Annotated in this window: 26 protein-coding genes; 17 read left to right on the top strand and 9 right to left on the bottom strand. The window is 69.9% G+C overall.

The window, feature by feature from the left end:
* Positions 1–87: 87 nt before the first annotated feature.
* The 15 genes from F3S47_RS03165 to F3S47_RS03235 all read left to right on the top strand — a co-directional run bounded on the left by F3S47_RS03165 (position 88) and on the right by F3S47_RS03235 (position 14,712).
* Entirely contained in the window at positions 88–897 is an 810-nt protein-coding gene (locus F3S47_RS03165) for a pseudouridine synthase (RefSeq protein ID WP_150443751.1), read from the top strand.
* Positions 898–966: 69 nt separating this feature from the next.
* A complete protein-coding gene (locus F3S47_RS03170; RefSeq protein WP_150443752.1) occupies positions 967–1,812 on the top strand; it encodes a TerC family protein in 846 nt (281 codons plus the stop codon).
* A gap of 52 nt (positions 1,813–1,864) precedes the next feature.
* Entirely contained in the window at positions 1,865–2,089 is a 225-nt protein-coding gene (locus F3S47_RS03175) for a hypothetical protein (protein ID WP_150443753.1), read from the top strand.
* Entirely contained in the window at positions 2,089–2,952 is an 864-nt protein-coding gene (locus F3S47_RS03180) for a 5-bromo-4-chloroindolyl phosphate hydrolysis family protein (protein ID WP_150443754.1), read from the top strand. Before F3S47_RS03175 ends, F3S47_RS03180 begins: the two co-directional genes overlap by 1 nt.
* 31 nt (positions 2,953–2,983) lie before the next feature.
* Entirely contained in the window at positions 2,984–4,195 is a 1,212-nt protein-coding gene (locus F3S47_RS03185; RefSeq protein ID WP_150443755.1) for a toxic anion resistance protein, read from the top strand.
* Complete coding sequence (locus F3S47_RS03190) at positions 4,195–5,157, top strand: DUF2927 domain-containing protein (protein ID WP_150444201.1); 963 nt, start codon at positions 4,195–4,197, stop codon at positions 5,155–5,157. Before F3S47_RS03185 ends, F3S47_RS03190 begins: the two co-directional genes overlap by 1 nt.
* A gap of 4 nt (positions 5,158–5,161) precedes the next feature.
* Positions 5,162–6,634 carry an L-lactate permease gene (locus F3S47_RS03195; RefSeq protein ID WP_223877698.1) on the top strand — a complete coding sequence of 491 codons (1,473 nt, stop codon included), beginning with the start codon at positions 5,162–5,164 and terminating at the stop codon, positions 6,632–6,634.
* A gap of 72 nt (positions 6,635–6,706) precedes the next feature.
* The gene (locus F3S47_RS03200) at positions 6,707–7,843 is read left to right on the top strand and encodes an SPFH domain-containing protein (RefSeq protein WP_150443756.1); all 1,137 of its coding nucleotides are present in this window, start codon (positions 6,707–6,709) and stop codon (positions 7,841–7,843) included.
* Between the two features lie 255 nt (positions 7,844–8,098).
* Positions 8,099–9,187, top strand: coding sequence for a zinc ribbon domain-containing protein (locus F3S47_RS03205; RefSeq protein WP_150443757.1), 1,089 nt, complete (start codon positions 8,099–8,101; stop codon positions 9,185–9,187).
* 58 nt (positions 9,188–9,245) lie between these two features.
* Positions 9,246–10,160, top strand: coding sequence for a carbohydrate kinase family protein (locus tag F3S47_RS03210; protein WP_150443758.1), 915 nt, complete (start codon positions 9,246–9,248; stop codon positions 10,158–10,160).
* A complete protein-coding gene (dtd, locus tag F3S47_RS03215; protein ID WP_150443759.1) occupies positions 10,157–10,600 on the top strand; it encodes a D-aminoacyl-tRNA deacylase in 444 nt (147 codons plus the stop codon). The genes F3S47_RS03210 and dtd overlap by 4 nt, the downstream gene beginning before the upstream one ends.
* Positions 10,601–10,642: 42 nt before the next feature.
* Positions 10,643–13,039 carry a ligase-associated DNA damage response DEXH box helicase gene (locus F3S47_RS03220; RefSeq protein ID WP_150443760.1) on the top strand — a complete coding sequence of 799 codons (2,397 nt, stop codon included), beginning with the start codon at positions 10,643–10,645 and terminating at the stop codon, positions 13,037–13,039.
* Between the two features lie 52 nt (positions 13,040–13,091).
* The gene (pdeM, locus tag F3S47_RS03225; RefSeq protein ID WP_150443761.1) at positions 13,092–13,796 is read left to right on the top strand and encodes a ligase-associated DNA damage response endonuclease PdeM; all 705 of its coding nucleotides are present in this window, start codon (positions 13,092–13,094) and stop codon (positions 13,794–13,796) included.
* Positions 13,797–13,898: 102 nt separating this feature from the next.
* A complete protein-coding gene (locus tag F3S47_RS03230) occupies positions 13,899–14,216 on the top strand; it encodes an ArsR/SmtB family transcription factor (RefSeq protein ID WP_150443762.1) in 318 nt (105 codons plus the stop codon).
* Position 14,217: 1 nt separating this feature from the next.
* A complete protein-coding gene (locus F3S47_RS03235; protein ID WP_150443763.1) occupies positions 14,218–14,712 on the top strand; it encodes an SRPBCC domain-containing protein in 495 nt (164 codons plus the stop codon).
* A 14-nt stretch (positions 14,713–14,726) separates the two neighbouring features.
* Here the strand turns inward: F3S47_RS03235 and folD are convergent, their stop codons facing one another.
* Entirely contained in the window at positions 14,727–15,620 is an 894-nt protein-coding gene (folD, locus tag F3S47_RS03240; protein WP_150443764.1) for a bifunctional methylenetetrahydrofolate dehydrogenase/methenyltetrahydrofolate cyclohydrolase FolD, read from the bottom strand.
* An 84-nt stretch (positions 15,621–15,704) separates the two neighbouring features.
* Complete coding sequence (locus tag F3S47_RS03245) at positions 15,705–17,381, bottom strand: formate--tetrahydrofolate ligase (protein ID WP_150443765.1); 1,677 nt, start codon at positions 17,379–17,381, stop codon at positions 15,705–15,707.
* Positions 17,382–17,569: 188 nt separating this feature from the next.
* On the opposite strand from F3S47_RS03245, the gene F3S47_RS03250 reads away from it, so the two are divergent.
* On the top strand, positions 17,570–18,616 hold the full coding sequence (locus F3S47_RS03250; protein ID WP_191090059.1) for an EF-hand domain-containing protein: 1,047 nt from the start codon (positions 17,570–17,572) through the stop codon (positions 18,614–18,616).
* Between the two features lie 84 nt (positions 18,617–18,700).
* Here F3S47_RS03250 and F3S47_RS03255 read toward each other — a convergent pair whose 3' ends face one another.
* A complete protein-coding gene (locus F3S47_RS03255; RefSeq protein ID WP_150443767.1) occupies positions 18,701–19,318 on the bottom strand; it encodes an MOSC domain-containing protein in 618 nt (205 codons plus the stop codon).
* A gap of 52 nt (positions 19,319–19,370) precedes the next feature.
* Complete coding sequence (locus F3S47_RS03260; protein WP_150443768.1) at positions 19,371–20,273, bottom strand: LysR family transcriptional regulator; 903 nt, start codon at positions 20,271–20,273, stop codon at positions 19,371–19,373.
* Between the two features lie 94 nt (positions 20,274–20,367).
* On the opposite strand from F3S47_RS03260, the gene F3S47_RS19630 reads away from it, so the two are divergent.
* Positions 20,368–20,499: a hypothetical protein gene (locus tag F3S47_RS19630; protein ID WP_263405967.1), complete on the top strand. Its 132-nt coding sequence runs from the start codon at positions 20,368–20,370 to the stop codon at positions 20,497–20,499.
* 57 nt (positions 20,500–20,556) lie between these two features.
* Here the strand turns inward: F3S47_RS19630 and ftsH are convergent, their stop codons facing one another.
* The 5 genes from ftsH to tolB all read right to left on the bottom strand — a co-directional run bounded on the left by ftsH (position 20,557) and on the right by tolB (position 26,577).
* Positions 20,557–22,473 carry an ATP-dependent zinc metalloprotease FtsH gene (gene ftsH, locus F3S47_RS03265; protein WP_150443769.1) on the bottom strand — a complete coding sequence of 639 codons (1,917 nt, stop codon included), beginning with the start codon at positions 22,471–22,473 and terminating at the stop codon, positions 20,557–20,559.
* A 76-nt stretch (positions 22,474–22,549) separates the two neighbouring features.
* Entirely contained in the window at positions 22,550–23,824 is a 1,275-nt protein-coding gene (gene tilS, locus F3S47_RS03270) for a tRNA lysidine(34) synthetase TilS (RefSeq protein WP_223877699.1), read from the bottom strand.
* A gap of 10 nt (positions 23,825–23,834) precedes the next feature.
* Positions 23,835–24,659 (bottom strand): tol-pal system protein YbgF, encoded by an 825-nt coding sequence (ybgF, locus tag F3S47_RS03275; RefSeq protein WP_150443770.1) that lies wholly within the window; start codon positions 24,657–24,659, stop codon positions 23,835–23,837.
* A gap of 10 nt (positions 24,660–24,669) precedes the next feature.
* Complete coding sequence (gene pal / locus F3S47_RS03280; protein WP_150444204.1) at positions 24,670–25,182, bottom strand: peptidoglycan-associated lipoprotein Pal; 513 nt, start codon at positions 25,180–25,182, stop codon at positions 24,670–24,672.
* 66 nt (positions 25,183–25,248) lie between these two features.
* Positions 25,249–26,577 carry a Tol-Pal system beta propeller repeat protein TolB gene (gene tolB / locus F3S47_RS03285; RefSeq protein WP_150443771.1) on the bottom strand — a complete coding sequence of 443 codons (1,329 nt, stop codon included), beginning with the start codon at positions 26,575–26,577 and terminating at the stop codon, positions 25,249–25,251.
* Between the last annotated feature and the right edge of the window lie 130 nt (positions 26,578–26,707).

A 26,707-nucleotide genomic window follows, 5' to 3' on the forward strand; every position in this document is an offset into this window, starting at 1 on the left:
TTGCAGGCGGCGCGCGGAGCGGCAACGGGTTTCGCGTCCGACGGAAGGAGATTGCGCGACCCCGTCCTTCCGGCGTAGCAGCGGCGCATGAGCGGAGACGGCACGGACGGCGAGCGGATCGCCAAGGTTCTGGCGCGGCGGGGCGTGGCCTCGCGGCGCGAGGCGGAGCGCATGATCGGCGAAGGCCGGGTGGCGGTGAACGGGCGGGTCATCGACAGCCCCGCGCTCAACGTCACCGAGCGCGACCGCATCGCGGTGGACGGCACGCCGCTGGCGGCGGCCGAGCGGCCGCGGGTCTGGCTCTACCACAAGCCTGCGGGGCTGGTGACCACGGAGCGCGACGAGAAGGGCCGCAAGACGGTCTTCGACGCCCTGCCCGACGACATGCCCCGGGTGATGTCGGTGGGACGGCTCGATCTCACCTCCGAGGGGCTGCTGCTGCTCACCAACGACGGCGGGCTCAAGCGGCGGATGGAGCTGCCCTCCACCGGCTGGCTGCGGCGCTACCGGGTCCGCTGCCATCCCGTACCCGCCCCCGAGGCGCTGGAGCGGCTGCGCTCGGGCATCGAGGTCGAGGGCACGCGCTACCAGCCTATGCAGGTCGCCTTCGACCGCGAGCAGGGCCAGAACGCCTGGCTCACCGTGGGTCTGCGCGAGGGCAAGAACCGCGAGATCCGCCGCGCGATGGAAGCGGTGGGCGTCACCGTCAACCGCCTGATCCGGCTGTCCTACGGCCCCTTCCAGCTCGGCCGGCTGAAGCCCGGCGAGGTCGAGGAGGTCCGTCCCAAGGTGCTGCGCGACCAGCTGGGTCTCGAGCCGCCCGAGGGCGAGGGCGAGGCGCGCCGCAAGGTGACGCGCGGGCCCAAGCGACGCCCCGGAGGCCGTCCCCGGCGCTGAGCCTGGCCTTGCCCCTGGACGACCCATGTGCAACCTGACCCGAAGTCCGGGACAGGGAGCGACAGGCGAATGGCCGATCTCATCACGCTGGAAAACGCCACGAACCTGCTGATGCTCTGCTTCCTGCAGGCGGTACTCGGGTTCGACAACCTGCTCTACATCTCGATCGAGAGCCAGCGCGCGCCCGTCGCGCATCAGAAGGCGGTGCGAACCTGGGGCATTATCCTCGCGGTGGCGCTGCGGATCATCTTGCTCTTCGTCATGGTGCAGCTGCTCGCGACGCTGCAGGCGCCTTTCTACACCTTCGAGTGGGAGGGGATCCTGACCGGCGCTGTGAACTTCGCCACGGTGGTCTTCATCTTCGGCGGCGGCTTCATCATGTACACGGCGGTCAAGGAAATCAGCCACATGCTCTCGATCGAGCAGGTCGGCCACGACGTCGAGGGGAAGTCCGCCAAGTCGGCGACGCAGGTGATCCTGCTCATCGTCATGATGAACCTGATCTTCTCCTTCGACTCGGTCCTCTCGGCCATCGCCATCACCGATGTCTTCGTCGTGCTCGCCGCGGCGATCATCCTGTCGGGGATCGCGATGCTCGTGCTCGCGGACGGCGTCACGCGCTTCCTGCAGAAGAACCGCATGTACGAGGTCCTGGGCCTCTTCATCCTGCTTATCGTGGGCGTGGTCCTGCTCGGCGAAGCGGGCCAGGCGGCGGTGCACGGGGCAGAGGCCACGGGCATGCCCCACGAAGAGGCCGAGGCGCTGGCGCTGCACGTCTTCGGCTACGAGATCGTGCCGATGTCGAAATCGACCTTCTACTTCTCGGTCGTCGTGCTCTTCATCGTGGAAATCCTGCAGACGGGATACAAGCGGAAGCTCAACAGCGAGCGGAAAGCGCTGCAGGAACACTCGTAATCCGCCGGGTCACTTCCTATCATTGTTGAGAACCCGGGAAGCGTGAGAGCCCATGACTCGACTGATAATCGGCCTGCTGCTCTTTGCCGTCGCGGCGCTCGCGGTGCATGCCGCGGGCCTGCTGACGCGGCCCCGCGCGGGCGGAGGCGGCCGCCCGGCACGACGGTCCCACGAGAGCACGGAGGTCGCCATGCCCGACAGCTTCCGCAACATTTCCTACGCGATCCTGCTTCTGCTGGCGCTCGGCGTCACCTCCGGCTGGCTCGGGGGTCCGTGATGGCCCGGCGCTTCGGCGGACGACACAGCCCGGGCACGCCCCGGCCGGAGGAGGCGCCGCTCGACGCCGCCCCGGTGGACGCCGGCGGCGCCAAGGCGAACCTGATGTTCCTGCCGCCGGTGGTGCTCGCGGCGACCTCCCTGGGTGCGGGGCCGGTCGGCCTCGTGGCGGGGCTCGCCGGCGCGGGCCTGCTGGCGCTGGCCGCCTGGCTGACCCGTGAGGGACTGCGGGCCGAGGCGGCCTACAATGCCCGCAAGGTCGCCCGCCGTCCGGCGCTGCCGCGCAAGATCTTCGGCTCGCTGCTCACCGGCGCGGGCATCGGCCTCGCCGCCTGGACCGGCGACAGCGGCATCGTGGGATCGGTCCTCTACGGCATCGCCGCTGGCGGGCTGCACGTCGCGGCCTTCGGCATCGACCCCCTGCGCGACAAGCGCGTGGAAGGCGTCGACCACTTCCAGCAGGACCGGGTCGCGCGGGTGGTGGACGAGGCCGAGGACTATCTCTCGGACATGTACGCCACGATCCAGACCACCGACGCGCGGCAGCTGCAGGACAAGGTCGCCGAGTTCTGCGCCACCGCCCGGCACATGATCCGCACCGTCGAACAGGATCCGCGCGACCTGACCGGCGCGCGCAAGTTCCTGGGCGTCTACCTGATGGGTGCGCGCGACGCGACGCGCAAGTTCGCCGAGGTTTGGCGTCGCAAGAAGGACCCGGAGGCGCGGAAGAACTACGAGGCGCTGCTCGACGACCTGTCGCGCAACTTCGCCGCCCGGACCGAGAAGATGATGCTGGACGACCGCAGCGACATGGATATCGAAATCAAGGTGTTGCGCGATCGCCTCCAGCGCGAGGGCGTCTGACCACAGCCGGAACCATCGAGGGGGACAGGAGATGTCCGAGAAGACCGCGGAAAACAGGGCGAAGGCCGAAGCGAGCCTCGCAGAGGTGGAAAAGGTGACGAAAGTGGTACTTCCCGAACCCAAGGGAGAGCTGGTGGCGTCCGAGGGCGCGGACGCCCCCGACCAGGGCGAGGTCAAGGCCCGCATGGCCGAGCTCGACATGGGCAACACGAACTCGATCATCTCCTTCGGCTCCGCCGCGCAGGACGAGCTGCAGCAGATCAGCCAGTCCATGCTGCAGGGCGTGCGCAACAAGGACGTGGGCCCCGCGGGAGACAGCCTGCGCGACATCGTCACGACGATCCGCGGCTTCTCGATCTCCGAGCTCGACATGCGCCGGAAGCTCTCCTGGTGGGAAAAGCTCGTCGGCCGCACCGCCCCCGCCGCGAAGTTCGCCGCGCGCTTCGAAGAGGTGCAGGGCCAGATCGACCGCATCAGCGACGACCTGATGAAGCACCAGCACACGCTGCTGAAGGACATCGAGAGCCTCGACCAGCTCTACGAGAAGACGCTGGCCTTCTACGACGAGTTGGCGATCTACATCGCCGCCGGCGAGGCCAAGCTGTCGGAGCTCGACAACACCACGATCCCCAACAAGGAGCGCGAGGTCCAGGCCGCCTCGGAGGAGCAGGGCGTGATGAAGGCGCAGGAGCTCCGCGACCTGCGCGCCGCCCGCGACGACCTCGAACGGCGGGTGCACGACCTCAAGCTCACGCGGCAGGTGACCATGCAGTCCCTGCCCTCGATCCGGCTGGTGCAGGAGAACGACAAGTCCCTCGTCACCAAGATCAACTCGACCCTGATCAACACCGTGCCGCTCTGGGAGACCCAGCTGGCGCAGGCGGTGACGATCCAGCGCTCGACCGAGGCCGCCCAGTCGGTGCGCGACGCGAACGACCTGACCAACGACCTGCTCAAGGCCAACGCCGCGAACCTGCGCGAGGCCAACGCCAACATCCGCCAGGAGATGGAGCGCGGCGTCTTCGACATCGAGGCGGTGAAGGCGGCCAACGCCAACCTGATCGCCACGATCAACGAGAGCCTGCAGATCGCCGACGAGGGCAAGGCAAGGCGCAAGGCGGCCGAGGCCGACCTGCAGAAGATGGAGCACGAGCTGAAACAGACCCTCGCGCAGGCCAAGGCCAAGCAGACCGGGCTGGGCGAGACCGTCGGCCAGTCCGCCGGACCCAAGGGCGCCGCGTGATCCGTCCCGCCGGCCTCCTCGCGGTCCTCGCCGCCCTCGTTCTCGCGGGGTGCGAGCCCGCGCCTGCGCCCGACCCCGAGCCCGCGCCGGCCCCGCCGCCCACGGCGGCCCCCGACAGCTCGCCGCAGCCGCCGGCCCGCGACCTCACGCCCTCCGCCGAGAGCGAGGCGCTGCGGACCTTCTACCGGCGGCTCGAGAACGACCTGCTGGTACAGGGCCTGCTGCGCACCGACGGCGGCGGGCCGGACACGCCATATACCGACGCGATGCTCGCCCGGAACTTCGAGCGGATCGCGCTCTTCGACGAATACGTCTCCGACGGCAGCAACCTGCGCGCCCGGCAGACCGAGAGCCGCCTGCGCCGCTGGGAGCGGCCGGTCCGCTTCGGCGTGGAGTTCGGCGCCCGCGTCCCGCAGGATCAGCGTGTCCGCGACCGCAACTCGGTCCAGTCCTACGTCAACCGCCTCGCCCGGGTGACCGGTCACCCGATGTCCTACGACGAGAGCGACCCGAACTTCCACGTCCTGGTCCTGACCGAAGACGACCGCAGGACCTCCGCCGCGCGGCTGCGGGAGCTGGTCCCCGGGATCACCGAGAGCTCGATCCGCGCCTTCCAGACCCGCGACCGCGGCTGGCTCTGCCTGGTGCTCGCCTTCTCCGACGGCACGGGATCCTCCTACACCCGCGCCGTGGCACTGATCCGGGCCGAGCACCCCGACCTCCTGCGCCTGTCCTGCATCCACGAAGAGCTGGCCCAGGGCCTCGGTCTCGCGAACGACAGCCCCGCCGCACGGCCCTCGATCTTCAACGACGACGAGGAATTCGGCCTGCTGACGAGCCACGACGAAGACCTGCTGCGCATCCTCTACGACGAGCGCCTCTCGCCCGGCATGACCGCGCCGGTGGCGATGCCTCTCGTCCGGCAGATCGCCTCCGAGCTGATCGGAGGCGGCGCGAGCTGATGCCGTGACCGGCGTCGCGGCGGCCCTGCCCATTGCGGTGGTCCTCCTGGTCATGGGGATCCTGCGCCGCTCGGCGGTCGTCGCCGGCGCCTGCGGCCTGGCGGTCGCAGCCCTGCTCGCCCCGGTCCTCTTCGTAGAGGCGCCACAGCTCGGCCTCGTGGCGGCGGGCAGCGGGCTCGAGGCGGTGCATTCGACCCTCACCATCCTCTGGATCGTGCTCCCGGCGCTGGCGCTCTACGAGTACCAGGCCGCGAGCGGCGGCATCGCCCGGATCCGCGACGCCCTCGGCGGGCTGACCACGGACCACCGGATGCAGGTGATTCTCATCGCCTGGTTCTTCGGCCTCTTCATGGAGGGGGCGGGCGGCTTCGGCACGCCCGTGGCCCTCGCCGCCCCGCTGCTGGCGGGGCTCGGCCATCCGCCGGTGCGCGCCGTGGCCCTCGCGCTGCTGGGGCACGCGGCCGGTGTCTCCTTCGGCGCGGTGGGCACGCCGACGCTCGCGCAGGTGGGGCTGACCGGGCTCGACCCGCGCGCACTCGCCGGAACGGCGGCGGCACTCCACGCGGTCATCTCGCCGATCCTGCTCCTGGCGACGGTCCGGCTCGCCGCCGAGGGCCCGCTCACCCGCCGCGACCTCGGATGGACGGCCCTCGCCTGGGCCAGCTTCGCCCTGCCCTCCCTCGCCCTCGCCTGGTTCGTCGGGCCGGAGGTGCCGAGCCTCGGCGGCGCGATGATCGGCCTGGCGATCTTCGTGACCGTCCTGGCCCGGCGGACCGGCGGCGCGCGGGTCGACCTGCGCGCGCTACTGCCCGATCTCGCGCCCTACCTCGCCATCCTCGCACTGGTCCTGGCCACGCGCCTCGTCGGGCCCGTGGGCGCGGCGCTCGCGGGCCTGAGCCTCGACTGGACCCTCGCAGCCCGCTTCGGCGGCAGCTTTGCGCCGCTCTATCACCCGGGCACGCTGCTCATGCTGGGACTCGTCCTCGGCGCCGCCGCGGGAGCGGGCACGGCGCAGGTCGCCCCGGCGCTCCGGCGCGCCCTCGGGCGGATGGTGCCGGTCGCCTTCGCCCTTTTCGCCATGCTCGCGCTCTCGCGGCTCATGGTCCACGCCGGGATGATCGCAGCGCTGGCCGAGGCCGCCGCCCGCACCGGCGCGTTCTGGCCGCTTCTCGCGCCCTCGCTCGGCGTGCTCGGCACCTTCATCACCGGCTCGGCCACGGCCTCGAATATCCTCTTCACCGAGCTGCAGGTCTCCGCCGCCACCTCGCTCTCGCTGCCGCCGGTGCTCATGGCCGCGGGCCAGAGCTTCGGCGCCGCCGTAGGCAACGTGATCGCGCCCCACAACATCATCGCCGGCAGCGCCACGGTCGGGCTGACCGGCCGCGAGGGCGACGTGCTGGCCCGCACGGTGCGCCCCGGGGCGACCGCCGTCGTCGCCGGCGGGCTGCTGATCCTGGCGCTTGCGGCGATCGCCTGACGCAGGCGTAGCGCCCGCCCCCGCGAATCCCTATATCGGGGCGGGACGCAGACAGAGACAGGACCCCGACGCATGGCCATCTTCGACTTCCTCTCCGGTCAGTTCATCGACGTCATCGAATGGACCGACGACACCCGCGACACCATGGTCTACCGGTTCGAGCGGCACGGGCACGAGATCAAGTACGGCGCCAAGCTCACGGTGCGAGAGGGTCAGGCGGCGGTCTTCGTCCACGAGGGCCAGCTGGCCGACGTGTTCCAGCCCGGTCTCTACATGCTCGAGACCAACAACATGCCGATCATGACGACGCTGCAGCACTGGGACCACGGCTTCCGCAGCCCCTTCAAGTCCGAGATCTACTACGTCAACACGACCCGCTTCTCGAACCTCAAGTGGGGCACCAAGAACCCGATCATGCTGCGCGACCCGGAGTTCGGCCCGATCCGCCTGCGCGCCTTCGGCACCTACACGATCAAGGTCGCCGATCCCGCGCTCTTCCTGCAGGAGATCGTGGGCACCGACGGCGAGTTCACCACCGACGAGGTGACCTTCCAGATCCGCAACATCATCGTGCAGGAAACCTCCCGCGCCCTGGCCCAGAGCGGCATCCCCGCGCTCGACATGGCCGCCAACACCCGCGAGATGGGCGAGCTCGTGGCCAAGGCCATCGACCCGGTGATCAAGCAGTACGGCCTCACCCTGCCCGAGCTCTACATCGAGAACATCTCGCTGCCCCCCGCGGTCGAGAAGGCGCTCGACCAGCGCACCTCGCGCGGGATCGCCGGCAACCTCGACGAGCACCTGAAGTGGAAGGCCGCTGAGGCCATGGGCCAGGGCGGCGCCATGGGCGACTCCATGGGGGCTGGCATGGGCGCGGGCCTCGGCATGGCCATGGGCAACATGATGGGCGGCATGGCCCAGGCCGGCCCCTGGGGCGGCCAGCAGCAGCGCCCGCAGCCCGCGGCCGCCGCGCCGCCACCCCCGCCGCCCCCGGTCGAGCACGTCTGGCACATCGCCGAGAACGGCCAGACCAACGGCCCATTCTCCAAGGCCGCCATGGGACGGATGGCGCGCGAGGGCGGTCTCACCCGGGAGAGCCTCGTCTGGACCCCCGGACAGGACGGCTGGATGCGCGCCGAGGACGTGGCCGAGCTCGCCCAGCTCTTCACCGTGATGCCGCCGCCCCCGCCTCCCCCGCCGGGAGCCTGACCGCGACCCGACGAGGGGCGGGCCGCGACCGTCCGACCCGGCGCGCGCGCCGCCCCTTCATCTAGCCCGGAAATACCTCCGCCGGAGGCTCCCCCGCCCTGTCCCGGGCCGGCCGCCCGCAAGCCCGGGCACCCCGCGGGACGGCGGGCGGGGCGATGGCGCAGCCGAGCGTCGTCCGCCGAGCCCGACTGCGGTTCCCCCCGCCGCCCCGCCCCGCTAGGGTCCGGCCCGAGGACCAAGGACGAGAAGGCGGCGATGGCCGAGGAACACCACTTTCCCTGCGACGCCTGCGGCGGCGACATGCGGTTCGATCCAGGGCACGACCGGATGGTCTGCGACCACTGCGGCAACACCCAGCCGGTCGAGGACGCGGGCCCCTGGGGCGGCACCGCGATCAAGGAGCTGGACTTCGCCCGCGCGGTGGCCGGCCAGGTCGAGGCCGAGGACGTGGAGGAAACCCGCGTCCTCTCCTGCCCCAACTGCGGCGCGCAGGTGGAATTCGACGAGGCCACCCACGCCAAGGAATGCCCCTTCTGCGCCACGCCCGTGGTCACCGGCACCGGCACCCACCGCCACATCAAGCCGCGCGGCCTGCTGCCCTTCGCGCTGGAGGAGAGGCAGGCCCACGACGCGATGAACGCCTGGCTGGGCAAGCTCTGGTTCGCGCCCAACGGGCTGCAGCAATACGCCCGCAAGGGCCGCAAGATGACGGGGATCTACGTCCCCTTCTGGACCTTCGACGCCGACACCACGAGCCGCTACTCCGGCCAGCGGGGCGACGACTACTACGTCACCCGCACCGTGACCCGCAACGGCGAGCGCAAGACGATCCGCGAGCGCCGCACGCGCTGGTCCGCCCGGTCGGGGACCGTCCGGCGCTTCTTCGACGACGTGCTCGTGCTGGCCTCGCGCTCGCTCCCCAAGAGCTACACCGACGCGCTGGAGCCCTGGGACCTCTCCGAGATCGTCCCCTACCGGCCCGACTTCATCGCGGGCTTCCGCTCCGAGGGCTATACCGTCGAGCTGGAGGAAGGCTTCACCGAGGCGCGAGGCTACATGGACCGGATGATCCTGCGCGACGTGAAGTTCGACATCGGCGGTGACCGCCAGCGGGTGCACGACATCGACACCGAGGTCCGCGACGTGACCTTCAAGCACGTTCTGCTGCCGGTCTGGCTGGCCGCCTACAAGTACCAGGGCGAGAGCTACCGCTTCGTGGTCAACGGGCGCACCGGAAAGGTCCAGGGCGAACGGCCCTGGTCGACATGGAAGATCGCGCTGGCGGTCCTGCTGGGCGTGATCCTCGCGGCGGGCCTCGGATATCTCTACGCCACCACCCAGTGACGCTTGCCGCAGGGCGGCGAGCCCGGCATGAAGGCCGGACCGAAGAAGGAAGAGCGCCATGATCCTCGCCTGCGGCGAAGCCCTGATCGACATGCTGCCCCGCACCAGCACGGAGGGCGAGACCTGCTTCGCCCCCTACCCCGGCGGCGCGGTCTTCAACACGGCCATCGCCCTCGGCCGCCTGGGCGCGCCGACGCGGTTCTTCTCGGGCCTCTCCTCCGATCTCTTCGGCGACATCCTCCGCGCCTCGCTGAAGGCCTCGGGCGTCGACGCCTCCACCGCCGCGACCTCCGACCGGCCGACGACGCTCGCTTTCGTCACCCTGGTCGACGGCCAGGCCAGCTACGCCTTCTACGACGAGAACACCGCCGGCCGGATGCTGACCGAGTCGGACCTGCCCACGGTCGAGGCCGACGCGCTCTTCTTCGGCGGCATCTCCCTGCCGGTGGAGCCCTGCGGCGCGGCCTACGAGGCGCTGATGCTGCGCGAGGCGCCCCGCAAGGTGACGATGATCGACCCCAACATCCGCGCCGGTTTCATCCGCGACGAAGCACGCTACCGCGCCCGGCTCGACCGGATGATCGCGGTGGCGGACATCGTGAAGGTCTCCGACGAGGACCTGCACTGGCTACTGGGCGAGGGCGAGGCCGACGCGCTGGCCGAAGGGTTGCTGGAAAAGGGCCCGAAGCTCGTCTGTGTGACCAAGGGCGCGGAGGGGGCTACCGGCCACACCGCCGCAGGGAGGGTCGACGTGGCCTCCGAGCGGGTCGAGGTGGTCGATACCGTCGGCGCGGGCGACACCTTCAACGCCGGGATCCTCGCCAGCCTGCAGGAGGCCGGGGCCCTGACCAAGGAGCGCGTCGCGGCGCTGACCGAGGACGAGGTGCGCGCCGCGCTGTCCCTCGGCGCCCGGGCGGCGGCGGTGACCGTGAGCCGCGCCGGAGCCAACCCGCCCCGGAAGGACGAGCTGTGAGGGCACTCCTGCAGCGGGTGAGCGAAGCCTCGGTCACGGTCGAGGGCGAGCGCATCGGCGAGATCGGCCCGGGTCTCCTCGTCCTCGCCTGCGCGATGCAGGGCGACACCGAGGCCGTGGTACCGAAGCTGGCGGCCAAGATCGCCAAGCTCCGCATCTTCCAGGACGACGCCGGCAAGATGAACCTTTCCGTCCGTGACGCGGGCGGGGCGGCGCTTGTCGTCAGCCAGTTCACGCTCGCCGCCGATACCTCGCGCGGCAACCGGCCCGGCTTCTCCACCGCCGCGCCGCCCGAGGAGGGCGAGCGCCTCTACCTCGCCCTGGCCGAGGCGCTGCGGGCCGAGGGGATCGAGACGCAGACCGGCCGTTTCGGCGCGGACATGAAGGTGCGGCTGCTGAACGACGGGCCGGTGACGATCTGGCTCGACACCGACGCGTGAGCCCGGCTTGACGGCGCGCCCCCGGGCGGCATCTTCGCCGCCATGACCCTGCCCGCCCGCTTTCAGACCTGGTTCGACAGCCGCGGCTGGCAGCCTCACCCCCACCAGCTCGACATGCTGGAGCGCGCCGACGACCCAGCGCTCCTGCTCATCGCGCCCACCGGCGGGGGCAAGACGCTCGCAGGCTTCCTTCCGACGCTGGTGGAGCTCGCCGAGGGCGGGCACCAGGGGCTGCACACGCTCTACGTCTCGCCGCTCAAGGCGCTGGCCACGGACATCCGCCGCAACCTGACGATGCCGGTAACCGAGATGGACCTGCCCGTGCGGATCGAGGACCGGACCGGTGACACCAGCGCGACGCGGAAGAAGCGCCAGCGCGCCGACCCGCCGCACATCCTGCTGACCACGCCCGAGAGCCTCGCCCTCCTGACAAGCTACGAGGACGCGCCGCGCATGTTCGCGGGGCTCAAGCGGGTGATCGTCGACGAGGTCCACGCGCTGTCGGAGAGCAAGCGGGGCGACCAGCTGATGCTCGCCCTTTCACGGCTCGACGCCATGGCGCCCGGGCTGCGGCGCGTCGGGCTCTCGGCCACGGTGGAGAACCCCGCCGCCATCGCGTCGGAGCTCGCGCGGCATCCCGACCCCTGCCCGATCCTGCACGCCGACCCGGGGCCGGACCCGGACATCTCCATGCTGGTGACCGAGGAGCGTCCGCCCTGGGCCGGCGGAGGGGCAAAATATGCCATTCCCTCGGTTCTGAGAGAGGTCAAGCGTCACAAGACCACGCTGATCTTCCACAACACCCGTGCCCAGGCGGAGATCTTCTTTCACAACCTCTGGCTCGCCAACGACGAGGACCTGCCCATCGGCATCCACCACGGCTCCCTCGCCCGCGAACAGCGCGAGCGGGTCGAGCAGGCCATGGTGCGCGGCGACCTGCGAGCCATCGTCTGCACCGGCACGCTCGACCTCGGGATCGACTGGGGCGACGTGGACCTCATCATCCAGATCGGCGCGCCCAAGAACGTGAAGCGACTGGTCCAGCGCATCGGCCGGGCCAACCACCGCTACAATGCGCCCTCCAAGGCGATCCTCGTGCCAGCCAACCGCTTCGAGATCGTCGAATGCGTGGCGGCGCTCGAGGCGGTGCGCGACCGCGACCTCGACGGAGATCCCAAGGGACCCGGCCCGCGCGACGTGCTCTGCCAGCACATCCTGATCCGCGCCTGCGCCGGCCCCTTTCTCGCCGAAGACCTCTACCGCGAGGTGAAGAGCGTCGGCGCCTACGCCGGGCTCAGCCGCGCCGCCTTCGACGACTGCCTCGAGTTCTGCGCCACGGGCGGCTACGCGCTCCGCGCCTACGACAAGTGGCAGCGGCTCAAGCAGACGGGCGAGCAGTGGCACCTCCGCGATCCCCGCGCGGCGCAGCGGATCCGGATGAACATCGGCACGATCCAGGACACCGACACGCTGAAAGTCCGGATGCGCGGCCGCGGCAAGCCGCTGGGCGAGGTCGAGGAGGGCTTCGCCGCCACCCTCACCCCCGGCGACACCTTCCTGATCGGCGGCGAGATCGTGCGCTACGAGTCGATGCGCGAGATGACGGTCGAGGTCACCCGCCGCGCCGACAAGGAGCCCAAGATCGCGACCTTCATGGGCACCAAGTTCGCCACCTCCACCCAGCTCAGCCAGCGCATCCTGCGCATGTTCCGGCAGGAGAGCTGGCCCGAGCTGCCCGAGCACACCGCCGGCTGGCTCGCCCTCCAGCGCGAGGTCTCCAAGCTGCCCGAGGCCGACCGGATCCTCGTCGAGACCTTCCCCCACGACGGCCGCCAGCACCTTTGCGCCTACGGCTTCGCCGGGCGGAACGCGCAGCAGACGCTGGGGCTCCTGCTGACACAGAGGATGGAGGAGCTTGGCCTGCACCCTCTGGGCTTCGTCTCCACCGACTACGCCACGTTGGTCTGGGGGCTGGACCAGGTGCCCGACCCGGCGCCGCTGCTCTCGCCCGACACGCTGCGCGAGGAATTCGAGACCTGGCTCATGGGCAACGCGGTGATGAAGCGGACCTTCAAGACCTCGGCGACCATCGCCGGCCTCATCGAGCGCAACACGCCGCAGGTGCGCAAGACCGGCAAGCAGGCGACCTTCTCCTCGGACATCCTTTACGACACGCTGGCGCGCTTCGAGCCGGACCACCTTCTCATGCGCATCACACGGGAGGAGGCGCTGCGCGGGCTCGTGGACTTCGGACGGGTCGAGGAGATGCTGACCCGCACTGCCGGCCGGATCGACCATGTCGACCTCGACCGCGTCACCCCCCTCGCCGCGCCGCTATTCCTCGAGCCCGGGCGGATCCCCGTTGCCGCCTCGGGTGCGCAGCGGATGCTGGAGGAGGAAGCCGCGCGGCTGATGGAGGCCGCCGGCCTCTCCGGCTGACGCGGCGCCCGACTTGCCTCACCGCGCGCGCTCTGGCAGAGACGAACGGAGCATGAACACCCTGCCCGTCACCTTCGCCGGCGAGACCCTGCACCTGACCGGCTCCGGCGCGCTGCACTGGCCGGCGCGGGCGCTGCTCTGCGTCTCCGACCTGCACCTCGCGAAATCCGACCGCATCGCCCGGCGGGAGGGGCGGATGCTGCCGCCCTACGAGACCCGCGCGACGCTCACGCGGCTCGCCGATGTGCTGGAGGCGACGGGCGCGACACATGTCGTCTGCCTCGGCGACAGCTTCGACGATCTCGACGGGCAGGCCGCGCTCGACCGCGAGGATGCCGAGACGCTCGCCGCCCTGCAGGCGGGACGCGACTGGACCTGGATCGAGGGCAACCACGACCCCGGCCCCGTCACGCTCGGAGGCACGCACCGGGCGGAGCTTTCGCTCGGGCCGCTGACCTTCCGCCATATCGCCGAACCCGGCGCGACGGGCGAGATTTCCGGCCACTACCACCCGAAATGCCGGGTGCGCGGTCCGGCCCGGCCGGCCTTCCTGATGGACCGGGAGCGGATGATCCTGCCGGCCTTCGGGGCCTATACCGGTGGGCTCGACTGCAGCGCCAAGCCGCTGCAGGAGCTGCTCACCGACCCGGCCGTCGCCATCCTGACCGGCCCGCGACCGGTGCCCGCGCCCCTGCCGCGGACCGGGAGGCGCCAGCACCTGCCGCCGCAGGGCCGCCCGCGCCGGATCGGCGCCTGATTCCAAGCCCTTCAAACTGAACGATAAATGCGCGCGGCACCGGGCGACTTGACCGCTCGCGCCTTTATATCGATACTCACTTATATAAACGGATATCGAATCATGCTCGACCCGACCCTCGCCGCCCTCTCCGACCCGAACCGCCGCGCGATCCTCGCCCGGCTGGCCGAGGGCGAGGCGACGGTGGCCGAGATCGCCGCCCCGCTGCCGATCAGCCAGCCCGCCGTCTCTCACCATCTCAAGGTGCTGGAAGAGGCCGGCCTGATCCTGCGCCGCGTGGACGGCCAGCGGCGGCCCTGCCGGATCGCGCCCGACGCCCTCGCCCCGCTCGAGGCCTGGATCACGCGACTCCGCAGCGCCATGGAGCACAATTACCAGCACCTCGACGCCATCCTGGCCGAGGCTCCCGAAGGAGACTGACATGCCCCTCAAGCTCGTCACCGACGGCAATACCGCGACCGTCACCCGCCGCTTCGCCGCCCCGCCCGAACGGGTCTGGGACGCCCATACCGATCCCCGGATCGTGCAGCGCTGGATGACCGGCTACCCCGGCTGGCATATGTCCCGCTGCGAGTCCGATCCGCGGCCCGGCGGCAAGATCCACTACACCTGGGAGCGAACCGAGGGAGAAGCCTCGGAGGCGGACATCACCGAGGGCTTTTCCCTGACCGGTGAGTACATCGAGCTCGAACGCCCGCACCGGATCGTCCATATCGAACGGATGCACCTGCCCGACCCGACGCCCGACAACCGTATCGAGACCCTCTTCGAGGCGAAGGACGGCGGCACGCTCATGACCATGACGATGACGGTCCCCACCGCCGAGATCATGGAGCAGATGCTGGCGACCGGCATGGCCGACGGCATGGAGGTGAGCTACGCCAAGCTCGAAGCGGAGGTCCTGCAGGGCGCCTGAGCGCCGGGACCGCGCTAGGCGGTCAGGCCTTCGGGCTCCGCCAGGCCATTGGCCCGGCAGCAGGCGGTGACCGTGTTGGCCAGCAGGCAGGCGATGGTCATGGGGCCGACGCCGCCCGGGACCGGTGTGATGGCGCCCGCCCTCTCCGAGGCCGAGGCGAAGTCCACGTCGCCCACCAGCCGCATCTTCTCGCCCTCGCCGGGCACCCGGTTGATGCCCACGTCGATGACCGTGGCGCCCGGCTTGATCCAGTCGCCCGGCACCATCTGCGGGCGGCCCACGGCCGCCACCACGATATCGGCGCGCTTCACCACCTCGGCGAGGTTCTTGGTCCGGGAATGCGCGATGGTCACCGTGCAGCTGTCACCCAGCAGCAGGTGCGCCATGGGCTTGCCGACGATGTTGGACCGCCCGATCACCACGGCATCGAGCCCCGAGAGCGAGCCCAGCTGATCGCGCAGCATCATCAGGCAGCCGAGCGGCGTGCAGGGCACCATGGACTTCTGCCCCGTCCCCAGCAGGCCCACGTTCGAGATGTGGAAGCCGTCCACGTCCTTGGCCGGGGCGATCGCGTTGATGACCTTGTCGCTGTCGATATGGTCGGGAAGCGGGAGCTGCACGAGGATGCCGTGGATCGCCGGATCGGCGTTCAGGTGCTCCACCAGCGACAGCAGGTCGGCCTCCGAGGTATCCTCGGGCAGGCGGTGCTCGACCGACTCCATGCCGACTTCGCGCGTCATCTTGCCCTTGTTCCGGACGTAGACCTGGCTGGCGGGATCCTCGCCCACCAGCACGACGGCCAGCCCGGGGGTGATGCCGTGCTCTTCCTTCAGGCGGGCGACGTGGCCCGCCACCTTGTCCCGGATGGTGGCCGCGAAGGCCTTGCCGTCGATGATCTCGGCCGTCATGGCTGGCTGCTCCTTCTTTGCTCGGGGCGCACGTTCTTCCAGAAGCCCGTGGCCCGCAAGCGTCTTCTGCCAGTGGGTTTTCCCCTAGAACAGCCCCTCGACGAGACCGCACCCGTTGAGCCGGATCGCCTCGGCGGAGGGCACGCGCGGCAGGCCCGGCATGGTCATGATCTGCCCGCAGATCACGACGACGAAGCCCGCCCCGGCCGAGAGCCGGACTTCGCGGATCGGCACCGTGTGACCGGTGGGCGCGCCGCGCAGGTTGGGGTCGGTCGAGAAGGAGTACTGCGTCTTGGCCATGCAGACCGGCAGGTTGCCATAGCCCTGCTCCTCCCACTGACGCAGCTGGTCGCGGATCGACTTGTCCGCGATGACCTCGTCTGCGTGGTAGATGCGCTTGGCCACCGTCTCGATCTTCTCGAAGAGGCCCATGGCATCGGGGTACAGCGGCGCGAAGTTGGCGCTGCCGGAGTCGGCGAGGTCGGCCACCTTGCGCGCGAGATCCTCGATCCCCGCGCCGCCCTGCGCCCAGTGCTTGCAGAGGATCGCCTCGGCGCCCTGCTCGGCCACGTAGTCCTTCACCGCCTGCACCTCGGCCTCGGTATCGGTGACGAAGTGGTTGATCGCCACGACCACCGGCACCCCGAAGCCCTTCACGTTGGCGATGTGCCGGCCGAGGTTGGGGCAGCCCTTGCGGATCGCCTCGACGTTCTCGGTTCCGAGATCCTCCTTGGCGACGCCGCCGTTCATCTTCATCGCCCGGCAGGTGGCGACCACGACCACCGCGTCGGGGGCGATGCCGGCCTTGCGGCACTTGATGTTCATGAACTTCTCGGCGCCGAGGTCCGCGCCGAAGCCCGCCTCGGTCACCACGTAGTCGGCGCAGCGCAGCGCGGTGGTGGTCGCGGTCACCGAGTTGCAGCCGTGGGCGATATTGGCGAAGGGCCCCCCGTGCACGAAGGCCGGATTGTTCTCCAGCGTCTGCACGAGGTTCGGCTGCATCGCGTCGCGCAGCAGCACGGTCATCGCGCCGTCGGCCTTGATGTCGCGGCAGTAGACCGGCGTGCGGTCGCGGCGGTAGGCGACGATCATGTCCCCAAGCCGGCGCTGCAGGTCCTCGAGCCCGCTGGCGAGGCAGAGGATCGCCATGACCTCGGACGCGACGGTGATGTCGAAGCCGCCCTGCCCGGGAAAGCCGTTGGCCACCCCGCCCAGCGAGGTCACGATGTCCCGCAGCGCGCGGTCGTTCATGTCCATCACCCGTCGCCAGACAATCCGGCGCTGGTCGATGTCGAGCTCGTTGCCCCAATAGATGTGGTTGTCGATCATCGCCGAGAGCAGGTTGTGCGCACTGGTGATCGCGTGGAAGTCGCCGGTGAAGTGGAGGTTCATGTCCTCCATCGGCACGACCTGCGCGTAGCCGCCGCCAGCGGCGCCGCCCTTCATCCCGAAGTTCGGGCCCAAAGAGGCCTCGCGGATGCAGATCGCGGCCTTCCTGCCAATCCGGTTCAGGCCGTCGCCGAGGCCCACCGTCGTCGTGGTCTTGCCCTCGCCCGCCGGGGTCGGGTTGATCGCCGTCACGAGGATCAGCTTGCCTTTCGGCCGGTCCTGCACGCTGTCGATGAAGGACTGGGAGATCTTGGCCTTGTCATGCCCGTAGGGCAGCAGGTCCTCGGGGCCGATCCCGAGCTTCGCCCCGATCTCCTGGATCGGGCGCTTCTTCGCCTCGCGGGCGATCTCGATGTCCGTCTTGTGCGCCATAGTCGGTGATCCCTCGTTCCCCGGCGTTACGTTCTCTCTGCCATAGGAGAGAAGCCTGCAGCGCACGCGGGCGATTGCGACACTCTCGGGCGCGGGACCGTCGCGGCTGGAAGCGGGGAACCGGGGACGGGGGTGTGATCTTGAGTCGCCGTATGGGGACGGGGACCCCTGTCACTTGGAGGAGCCAAATGACCCGTACGACCCTTTCCGTCTTCGCCCTCGCCGCCGCCGGCATGGCCCCCGCGGCCTTTGCCCAGGACGGCACCGCCGAGCTCGGAGACTACTGCCAGAACGCCTTCTATGCCGGTGACCAGAACGCCGACGCGCAGCTCAGCGACAGCGAGCTGCAGGAGATGCGCAACGCCGTCTACGAGCAGATCGATGCCAATCAGGACGGAACGATTACCCGCGAGGAATTCGCCAACTGCGAGACCATGGCCCAGGAAGCCAACATCGAGAAGATCGGCGAGACCTGGGGGCCCGACCAGAACCGCGCCGCCGCCTCGATGATGGGCGACGTGTGGCCGGGTATCGGCCCGGAAGCCGCCGAGCCGGTGGTGCCCGACGACAGCGGCAGCTCCGACCAGGCGAGCGCCTCGGACACCGAGGGCATGGCAGAGGAGCTTGAGACCTCCGAGGAGGACACCCTCGAGGCAGGTGACAACACCGGCGTGAACGAGGAAGACGCCTCGGAGAGCGCGGAGGCGCTCAACGATGCCGAGACCACCGGTGATGCCACCGAGAGCGCCCAGGCCACGAGCTCCACGCAGATGACCGACGAGGAGATGAGCCGCGACGACTTCATGTCGGCGGCGAACACGGCCTACGAGGAGAACATCCTCGCCTCGCCCGACGACGACAGCGTCGAGCCGAACGAGGATTGGGCCAAGCCCTTCATCTTCCTCGGTGAAGGCGAGAGCGCCTCGGACCTGAGCGCCGAAGAGTTCGCCTCCCGCGCGGCCTACACCTTCGAGACCACGGATGCGGACGGCAACGACGCCCTCAGCCAGGAAGAGTACCTGAACCGGTCCGACGTGCTTGAAGTCGACGCTGAAGAGATCAACCAGCGCTTCGACGCGATGGACGCGAACGCCGACGGCTCGATCTCTCAGGAGGAGTTCAACCAGGCGTCCGAGAGCCGGAGCAGCGCCGCGGCCGATGCCGCCGGTGAGGCCGGCATGTCCACGGACGCGGGCGTTCCGGTGATCTACTACTTCTTCTACCAGCGCTCGTAAGACTGGACGTCAGTCCCGGGCCGGCGGTCACCGCCTGTCCCTCGCGCCCGCCCGGCCTCGCCGCGGCGGGCGTCTTTCATCCGGTCATCGCGCCGCTTCGGGCATCCGCGCCGGCGCCTCTTGCGGGGCCCAGTTCCGCTGCGCGGGAACGAACAGCCGCAGCCGGTCCCCCAAGCGCAGGACGCCCTCGCGCTCGACCCAGGCGGTCACGCCGCGGCGGCCCTCGGCGGCGGGCTTGAAGGCCTTGCCGTGCCCCGGCATGGCGCGCTCGATCGTCATCGCCGGGAACTGGCATGGACCGTTTTGCAGGTCGACCGTGAGCGTGGTCCCATTCTCGGCCTGCAGGCGCGCGTTGGGCGGGACGTGACTGAAGTCGGGAATGCCTTCCACGACCACCGAGGCCCCGAGCCAGGCCGGATCGAGGCTCTCCAGCCCCAGCACCCGCCCGATCTCGGCGAGCTCCTCGGCGGAGACGATGGAGAGCTGGCGGGTGTTCCGGATCTCGGTGTCGCGCGGGTAGAGGTCGAGCACCCGGCTGCAGGAGGGTCGCGTCAGCCCGGCGTGATGCTCGCCCTCGAAGCCTGCAAGCGTCAGCGGCATCTCGTCGAACGCCTCGGCGCTGATCTCGCGGGTGTCGCGGTCCGTCACCCGTCCCAGCCAGGTGACGGTGCCGTAGATCTCGGTGGGGGTCAGCGCGGCCATGTCGGTCTCCTTCGGCAGCGACTATTCCGCTGCGACCGGGCCAAAGCAAGGGTCAGCCCGCCTCCCGCCGCAGCCAGTCGGCGAAGGCCACGACCTCCGGCCGCCGCGCCGCTTCGGGCGAGAGGGTGACGTGGTACTGGAGGTCCGAGGGCGCGATCTCGGAAAAGGCGCGCACGAGGCGGCCGCGCTCGATCTCGTCGTGAACCAGGGAGGTGCGGACCAGGGCCAGCCCCTCCCCCTCGATGCAGGCAGCGATCATCTCGGCGAAGGTCTCGTAGGTCGGGCCGAAGGTGCAATCCTCGAAGGGCAGGACGCGCGGGTCGTCGGGTACGACCTGGTCATACCACCGTTCCCAGTCCAGCACCGTCTGCCGCGAGCCGGCATGGCGCAGCAGCGGCGCGGCCCAGAGCCCGTGCCGTTCCGGCAGGCGCTCCGAGACCTCGGGCGCGCAGACGACGAACTCTTCCTCGAGTCCCAGCGGATAGGAGACGAGACCGCGCCCGCCCGGGGCCGGCCATACGGACATGTCATCGCTGCTGGTTCTCAAGTCCGGGCGGCGGTGGCCTACGCCCATGCGGATCCGCACGTCGGGGACCAAGGTCAGGTAACGCTCCAGCCGCGGCCCGAGCCACTGGGTGCCGAGCTCCGGCGTGGTGGCGACGGAAATTTCCGCGACCTCCGGTTCTTCCCGCAGCTCGGCGAAGCCCGCCCGCAGGGCGGCGAGCCCCGCCTCGACCTGCGGATGGAGCCGGGCCCCTGCGGCGGTCAGGGTGACTCCGGACGGTGCGCGGCGGAACAGCGGCGTTCCCGCCCAATCCTCCAGCTTGGCGATCTGGTGGCTCACGGCGGTCTGGGTCAGGCCCAACACCTCGCCCGCGCGGGTGAAATTGCGCTGCTCGGCCACGGCGAGGAAGGCGCGGAGGCATTGCAGCGGCGGCAGAAGGTCATGCACCATGAAAAACCGTCATACCTCGCGGTGACGTCAATTCGTTTCAGATACTTATAAAAAAGGCGCATCCACGGGTCGAGAGAAATGACGGAGGCCCACCATGATGACACTTCTTCTTGCCCGACTGCATCGGAGGCTCGCCGACCGCGCCCCGTCGAACGACCACCTGCGGCGTGACGTCGGGCTGCCGGAAGAGCGGGATGGCGTCAGGGGCTGGTGGCGGCTGCTCTGAACGAAAAACGGCGCGACGGGGGCCGTCGCGCCGCTAGCATTCGTAGCTCAGGAGGCCTCAGGTCGGCTCGGGCTCGAACCCGCCGTCGCCGCGCGGCTTCTTCGGCTTGTTGGTCTTCGGGATCGCCGTGATCGAGGAGCCGCCGGAGGGCGGCGTATCGTCGGCGTCGTCGGACCGGTCGAGCGGCTCGCCGTTGATGACCTTGGTGATCTCGGAGCCGGTCAGCGTCTCGTACTCGAGAAGGCCCTGGGCCAGACGCTCCCACTCATCGCGCTTCTCGGTGAGGATGCGCTTGGCGACCTCGTAACCCTCGTCGATGATTTCCTTCACCTTGGCGTCGATCCGCTTCTGCATCTCCTCGGAGTGCGCCGTGCCGCCGCCATAGGCACCCAGATAGCTCTGCTGCTCGTTCGCGTAGTCGACGTAGCCCAGCTCCTCGGCGAAGCCGAACTGGGTCACCATCGCGCGCGCGATCTTGGAGACCTGCTGGATGTCCGAGGCGGCGCCGGAGGTCACGTTGTCCTTGCCGAACTTCAGCTCCTCGGCCACCCGGCCGCCCATCGCCATGGCGATCTTCGACTTGTACTTTGTCAGCGTCACCGAGAGCTGGTCGCGCTCGGGCAGCGATAGCACGAGACCCAGCGCGCGGCCGCGCGGGATGATCGTCGCCTTGTGCACCGGGTCGTGCTGCGGGACGTTCAGGCCGACGACGGCGTGCCCGGCCTCGTGGTAGGCCGTCAGCTGCTTTTCCTCGTCGGTCATGACCATGGACCGCCGTTCCGAGCCCATCATCACCTTGTCCTTGGCGTTCTCGAAATCGACCATCGTGACGAAGCGCCGACCGACGCGGGCCGCCATCAGCGCCGCCTCGTTCACGAGGTTGGCGAGGTCGGCGCCGGAGAAGCCGGGCGTGCCGCGTGCGATAATGCGCAGATCCACGTCGGGGCCGAGTGGCACCTTGCGGGCGTGGACGCCGAGGATCTTCTCGCGGCCCTTGATGTCGGGGTTCGGCACCTGGACCTGCCGGTCGAAGCGGCCCGGACGCAGCAGCGCGGGGTCGAGCACGTCGGGGCGGTTGGTCGCCGCGACGATGATGATACCCTCGTTCGCCTCGAAGCCGTCCATCTCCACAAGCAGCTGGTTCAGCGTCTGCTCACGCTCGTCGTTGCCGCCGCCGTAGCCGACGCCACGCGAGCGGCCCACGGCGTCGATCTCGTCGATGAAGACGATGCAGGGCGCGTTCTTCTTCGCCTGCTCGAACATGTCGCGGACACGGCTTGCGCCGACACCCACGAACATCTCGACGAAGTCGGAGCCGGAGATGGTGAAGAAGGGCACGCCCGCCTCGCCCGCGATGGCGCGCGCGAGCAGCGTCTTACCGGTGCCCGGAGGGCCCACGAGGAGCGCGCCCTTGGGAATCTTGCCGCCGAGGCGCGAGAACTTCTGCGGATTGCGCAGGAACTCGACGATCTCTTCCAGCTCGTCCTTCGCCTCGTCGATGCCCGCGACCTCGTCGAAGGTGACGCGGCCATGCTTCTCGGTCAGGAGCTTGGCCTTGGACTTGCCGAAGCCCATGGCGCCGCCGCGCCCGCCGCCCTGCATCCGGTTCATGAAGTAGATCCAGACGCCGATCAGCAGCAGGAAGGGCAGAAGCCCCACGAGGAAGGTCGTGAAGCCCGACTGCTCCTGCGGGCGCGCGTCGACGGGAATGTCGTTCTCGAGCAGGAGCTGGGTGACCTCGGCGTCTTCCGGCTTGATCGTCACGTAGTCGCGGCCGTCCGTGCCGCGGTAGCGGATCTGCTCGCCGTCGATGGTGACGGAGCTCACGCCGTCGTTCTGCACCGACTGCACGAAGTCGGAGTAGTTCCGAGAGGTCGACTGCATGGTGCCCTGTCCGCCCGAGAACAGGTTGAAGAGGGCGAGGATCAGCAGGAAGAGGACGACCCAGAAGGCCAGGTTGCGCGCGTTGCCCAAGGATAGCTCCCGTGAATAGCGTCGCCGGACCTCCTCAGTCCGGCTTTGCCTTAAGATAAGGGTTGGGGCGGCTACTTCAATGCGATTGAAGCCAGCCGGCCACGCCCCGCTGACCACCGGGGCGGGCGGAGCACAGCTCTGCCCGATGGGCCGGCCCGTGACCGAGCGCGGCGCAGGCCACGAGGCGGTCCCCGTCCCAGACCGAGGGCAAGGCGTGGAGCAGGGCCGCGGGACAACCTGCGCGGTCCTCCGGCGCCGCCTGGCGCAGCCCCTCTGGACCCAGGGCCCGGATTTCCAGGTCGTTGATTTCCGGGCCCGAAATCCGCCAGCGCCCGTCCCAGAGGCTTTCGGGCCCCGCCGTCTCGCGCAGGTCGCGCACCGCCGCATACTCGCGGAATACGAGCAACCGCCCGCCGCGCGCCATGGCCTGGCAGCCGTGCAGGGTGATCGTTCCGCCCGAGAGAATACGGTCCAGCGCGTCCTCGAGGGCGGAGGCGCGGGGCCGGTATTCGGCCTGCGCGACATATTGCAGCGCCGCCGCCAGGCAGCGCATCTGGGTGTCGGTTTCCACCGCCGCGAACCGGTCGCGGTCCCAGACCACCGCCCCCGCGGCCGACGTCGGGGGCATGCTCACCTCGACCTCGGTCAACACGGACAGCGCCCGCGCCGTGAGTGCCTCCCGCGCCCGCGCCAGCCTCCGGGCCGTGGCGACGAGTGTCTCCCGGCCCAGCCCCTCGGCCTCCAGCGGATCGAGAAGGGCCCGGATGCGCGCGCGGTCGTAGGCGGGGTCCGAGTTCGTCGGGTCCTCGGCATAGGGGATGCGCAGGACCTTGAGGTAGTGCCTCAGCTCCGCGCGCGAGACCTCGAGCAGCGGCCGAAGCACAAGCCACTCCCCTATGTGCCGCGATGCGGGCATCGCCGCGAGGCCCTCGACCCCGGAGCCACGCTTCAGCCGCAGCAAAAAGGTCTCGGCCACGTCATCGGAGGTATGCCCGAAGCAGACATGCCGGACCGTGCCGCGCCATTCGCCGATCAGGTCGAGCCGGGCGCGGCGGGCGGCGTCCATCAGGTTGCCCTGCCCGTCCCACTCCCAGCGGAGAATGTCGTGCGGCAAACCCAGCCCCGCGGCCTCGTCGGCGACCATCGCGGCCTCCGCGGCGGCGGCGGGGCGGAGCCCGTGGTCCACGGTCACGACCCGCAGGCCGATCCCCCAGACCCGCGCCCAGCCGGCGGCGAGGTGCAGCATCGCCATGCTGTCGCCGCCGCCGGAGACGGCGAGGCCGATCTCGGTCGGAAAGTCGGGCCCGGTCAGGGCCCCCATCGCCTCGGCGAACCTCTGGTCGAGGCTCACGGGCGCGCCCTCACTGACAGGCGAGCTGCGCGCGCGCCTGGCCTACGTCAAGGGCCGCCTCGGAGGCCGGGAAGCGGTTGCTCACCTCGGTCAGTGTCACGCAGGCCTCCTGGGTCTGCCCGAGACTGCCGAGGGTGGTGCCCAGCTTGTAGAGCGCGTCCGGCGCGATCTCGCTGTCGGGATAGTCGCTGAAGGCCGTCAGGTACGACCGTGCGGCCTCCTGGAGCTCTCCCAGCGATTCCAGCGCGTCGCCCCGCAGGTAGTGGGCGCGGGCGCTCAGCGGTCCGCCGGGGTAGGTCTCGACATGGGCCGCAAAGAGGTCAGCGGCGCTGCGAAAGTCACCGTTGGCGAGCGCCTCCTGCGCCCGCTCGAAGTCGCGCTGTTCACCGACGGCCAGCGCGGGGCCCTGATCCTGGGGTTCTGCCGGCTCGGGCAGGTTCTCGGCTGCATCCACGCCGCCCAGCGTCGGCGTATCGCCGAGGCTGCCGATATCGCATCCCTCTTCCAGCTCGCAGAGCCGGAATTCCAGGTCGCCGATCCGGTTGGTCCCCTCGCGGGTCACCCGGTCGATGCGGAACTCCAGCTCCTCGGTCTTGGAGGTGAGCCGCTGCAGCTCCGCCTCCATCGCGTTGACGCGCTCGAGCACGGATCCCGCGCCGGTGTCCACCTGCGGGAAGCCGGTGGTCGAAAGCTCCGTCCGCAGCGACTGGATTTCCTGGTAGAGGACGGTCAGCTGCTGCCGGATGTCGGCGAGAGTCTGGTCCTGGCCCTGCTCCTGCCCGGCGGCGCCGAGGGGCAGCGCGGCCAGGAGCGCGGCGGCGATCAGGCGGCGCATCGTCACCTCCTCAGCTCAGGGCACCGGCGGCGATGACCGTGACCGCACGGCGGTTGCGGGCGTAGCAGCTCTCCTCCGAGCAGACGGCGATGGGCCGCTCCTTGCCGAAGGTGACGGTCTGCAGGCGGTTCGCCGAGATGCCCTGGCTGACCAGGTATTCCCGCACCGACTGCGCCCGGCGCGAGCCGAGGGCGAGGTTGTATTCCCGCGTGCCCTGCTCGTCGGCGTGGCCCTCGATGACGGCGGTGTAGTCGGGGTTCGACTGCAGCCACTGTGCCTGACCGTTCAGCGTCTGCTGGGCTGCGGCGGTCAGCGTGTGCTGGTCCACCTCGAAGAGCACACGGTCCCCGATCGTCTGCTGGAAGTACTGCGGCGAGTTCGGGTCGGAGGCCCCGCCCGGGGTGACGTTGACCGAGGGCGCGGCGTTCACGTCGGCACCCACACCGGCGCCCGCGTTGCGGTTGGCGCAGCCCGAGACGGCCACGGCCGCGACGAGGAGGAGGCCGGGGATCAGTCGCTTCAAAGACATCATGCGTTCGCTCTCAATGCTCGATTTTCCGCTTGGTAACACAGTTGGCGCACCGGTGCATCAGGGTTGCAGCGGTCCCCACGACGGGTCGGACGCACCGGCCGGGGTCTGGACCCGCTGCAGGTTCCGGCCCGAGACGTCGACCGAGTAGATCGACGGCGCACCGGTCTCGCCCTGCGTTTCACGGGTGAACATGAGCACGCGCCCGTTCGGCGACCACGTCGGGCTCTCGTCCAGGAAGGACGAGGTGAGCAGCCGCTCCTCGGAGCCGTCGGTGCGCATCACGCCGATGTGAAACCGCCCCGCGTTCTGCTTGGTGAAGGCGATGAGGTCGCCGCGCGGCGACCAGACCGGGGAGCCGTAGCGCCCCTCGCCGAAGCTGATCCGCCGCGGCTCGCCGCCGGAGGCGGGCATCACGTAGATCTGCTGGCTGCCGGAGCGGTCGCTCTCGAAGACGATCTGGCTGCCATCGGGCGAGAGCGAGGGCGCGGTCTCGATCGAGGGCGCGGAGGTCAGCCGCTGGTGCTGCCCGGTGGGCACGTCGGTGCGGTAGATGTCGGTGTTTCCGCCGTTGGAGATCGAGTAGATCACCGACCGCCCGTCGCGCGAGAAGCGCGGCGAGAAGGCCATCTCGCCGTCGATCACCGGCAGCGCCTGCCGCGTCACCGTGCCCACGTCGAGCGCGTAGATCCGCGGGAAGCCGGAGTCCCAGCTGGTGTAGATCACCCGGTCGCCGTTCGGCGAGAACCGCGGCGCCAGCACGATGGAGGAGCTGTCGGTCAGGTACTGAACGTTGGCGCCGTCGTAATCCATGATCGCCAGCCGCTTGCGCCGGTCCGCCTTGGGGCCGGTCTCGGCCACGAAGACCACGCGGCTGTCGAAATAGCCGCCTTCGCCGGTGATCCGGGAATAGACCTGGTCGGCCACCTTGTGTGCCATGCGCCGCCAGCCGTCGGTGGTGCCCGAGAGCTGCTGGCCCGAGCCCAGCTCCTGCCCCGAGAAGACGTCGTAGAGGCGGAACTTCACCGTCACCTGGTTGCCGTTCACGGCCACCGCGCCGGTGATGAGCGCCTGGGCGTTGATCGTCCGCCAGTCGGTATAGGCGACCGGCTGGGCGAAGCTCTCGATGCTGGAGACGAAGGCCTCCGCCGGGATGCGGCGGAAGACGCCAGTGCCGGTGAGGTCGGCGGCGATCACCTCGGTGATGTCGGCGGCGAGCTGCTCCGCCCCGGGCGTCTCGGCCTCGAAGGTCGGCACGGCGAAGGGCAAGGGCTCGACGTTCGGATCGGTGATGGTCAGGCGCAGCGGCCCGTCCTGCGCCTGCGCGGCGAGCGCCGCCAGCATCAGGAGAACCGCGAGGAACGGGGCGAAGAGGGCTTGGCGTGTCATGGGTTCATATTCTCCGGCAGGGTCCGGGTTGCAATCGTCGTGGGGCCGTTACGGCAGGAATTCACCGAGTCGGGGCAGTAAGCGGTGCCGCCGGGCGCGGTTCCGGTGGGCCGGGCGGATCGGGTCGGAC

Source organism: Histidinibacterium aquaticum, from assembly GCF_008710275.1.
GTDB lineage: Bacteria > Pseudomonadota > Alphaproteobacteria > Rhodobacterales > Rhodobacteraceae > Oceanicola > Oceanicola aquaticus.

Excerpts from the sequence above, each read along its gene's own strand:
- F3S47_RS03165 (WP_150443751.1), top strand. The coding sequence starts at position 88 with ATGAGCGGAGACGGCACGGACGGCGAGCGGATCGCCAAGGTTCTGGCG.
- F3S47_RS03170 (WP_150443752.1), top strand. The coding sequence starts at position 967 with ATGGCCGATCTCATCACGCTGGAAAACGCCACGAACCTGCTGATGCTC.
- F3S47_RS03175 (WP_150443753.1), top strand. The coding sequence starts at position 1,865 with ATGACTCGACTGATAATCGGCCTGCTGCTCTTTGCCGTCGCGGCGCTC.
- F3S47_RS03180 (WP_150443754.1), top strand. The coding sequence starts at position 2,089 with ATGGCCCGGCGCTTCGGCGGACGACACAGCCCGGGCACGCCCCGGCCG.
- F3S47_RS03185 (WP_150443755.1), top strand. The coding sequence starts at position 2,984 with ATGTCCGAGAAGACCGCGGAAAACAGGGCGAAGGCCGAAGCGAGCCTC.
- F3S47_RS03200 (WP_150443756.1), top strand. The coding sequence starts at position 6,707 with ATGGCCATCTTCGACTTCCTCTCCGGTCAGTTCATCGACGTCATCGAA.
- F3S47_RS03205 (WP_150443757.1), top strand. The coding sequence starts at position 8,099 with ATGGCCGAGGAACACCACTTTCCCTGCGACGCCTGCGGCGGCGACATG.
- F3S47_RS03210 (WP_150443758.1), top strand. The coding sequence starts at position 9,246 with ATGATCCTCGCCTGCGGCGAAGCCCTGATCGACATGCTGCCCCGCACC.
- F3S47_RS03220 (WP_150443760.1), top strand. The coding sequence starts at position 10,643 with ATGACCCTGCCCGCCCGCTTTCAGACCTGGTTCGACAGCCGCGGCTGG.
- pdeM (WP_150443761.1), top strand. The coding sequence starts at position 13,092 with ATGAACACCCTGCCCGTCACCTTCGCCGGCGAGACCCTGCACCTGACC.
- F3S47_RS03230 (WP_150443762.1), top strand. The coding sequence starts at position 13,899 with ATGCTCGACCCGACCCTCGCCGCCCTCTCCGACCCGAACCGCCGCGCG.
- F3S47_RS03235 (WP_150443763.1), top strand. The coding sequence starts at position 14,218 with ATGCCCCTCAAGCTCGTCACCGACGGCAATACCGCGACCGTCACCCGC.
- folD (WP_150443764.1), bottom strand. The coding sequence starts at position 15,620 with ATGACGGCCGAGATCATCGACGGCAAGGCCTTCGCGGCCACCATCCGG.
- F3S47_RS03245 (WP_150443765.1), bottom strand. The coding sequence starts at position 17,381 with ATGGCGCACAAGACGGACATCGAGATCGCCCGCGAGGCGAAGAAGCGC.
- F3S47_RS03250 (WP_191090059.1), top strand. The coding sequence starts at position 17,570 with ATGACCCGTACGACCCTTTCCGTCTTCGCCCTCGCCGCCGCCGGCATG.
- F3S47_RS03255 (WP_150443767.1), bottom strand. The coding sequence starts at position 19,318 with ATGGCCGCGCTGACCCCCACCGAGATCTACGGCACCGTCACCTGGCTG.
- F3S47_RS03260 (WP_150443768.1), bottom strand. The coding sequence starts at position 20,273 with ATGGTGCATGACCTTCTGCCGCCGCTGCAATGCCTCCGCGCCTTCCTC.
- F3S47_RS19630 (WP_263405967.1), top strand. The coding sequence starts at position 20,368 with ATGATGACACTTCTTCTTGCCCGACTGCATCGGAGGCTCGCCGACCGC.
- ybgF (WP_150443770.1), bottom strand. The coding sequence starts at position 24,659 with ATGCGCCGCCTGATCGCCGCCGCGCTCCTGGCCGCGCTGCCCCTCGGC.
- tolB (WP_150443771.1), bottom strand. The coding sequence starts at position 26,577 with ATGACACGCCAAGCCCTCTTCGCCCCGTTCCTCGCGGTTCTCCTGATG.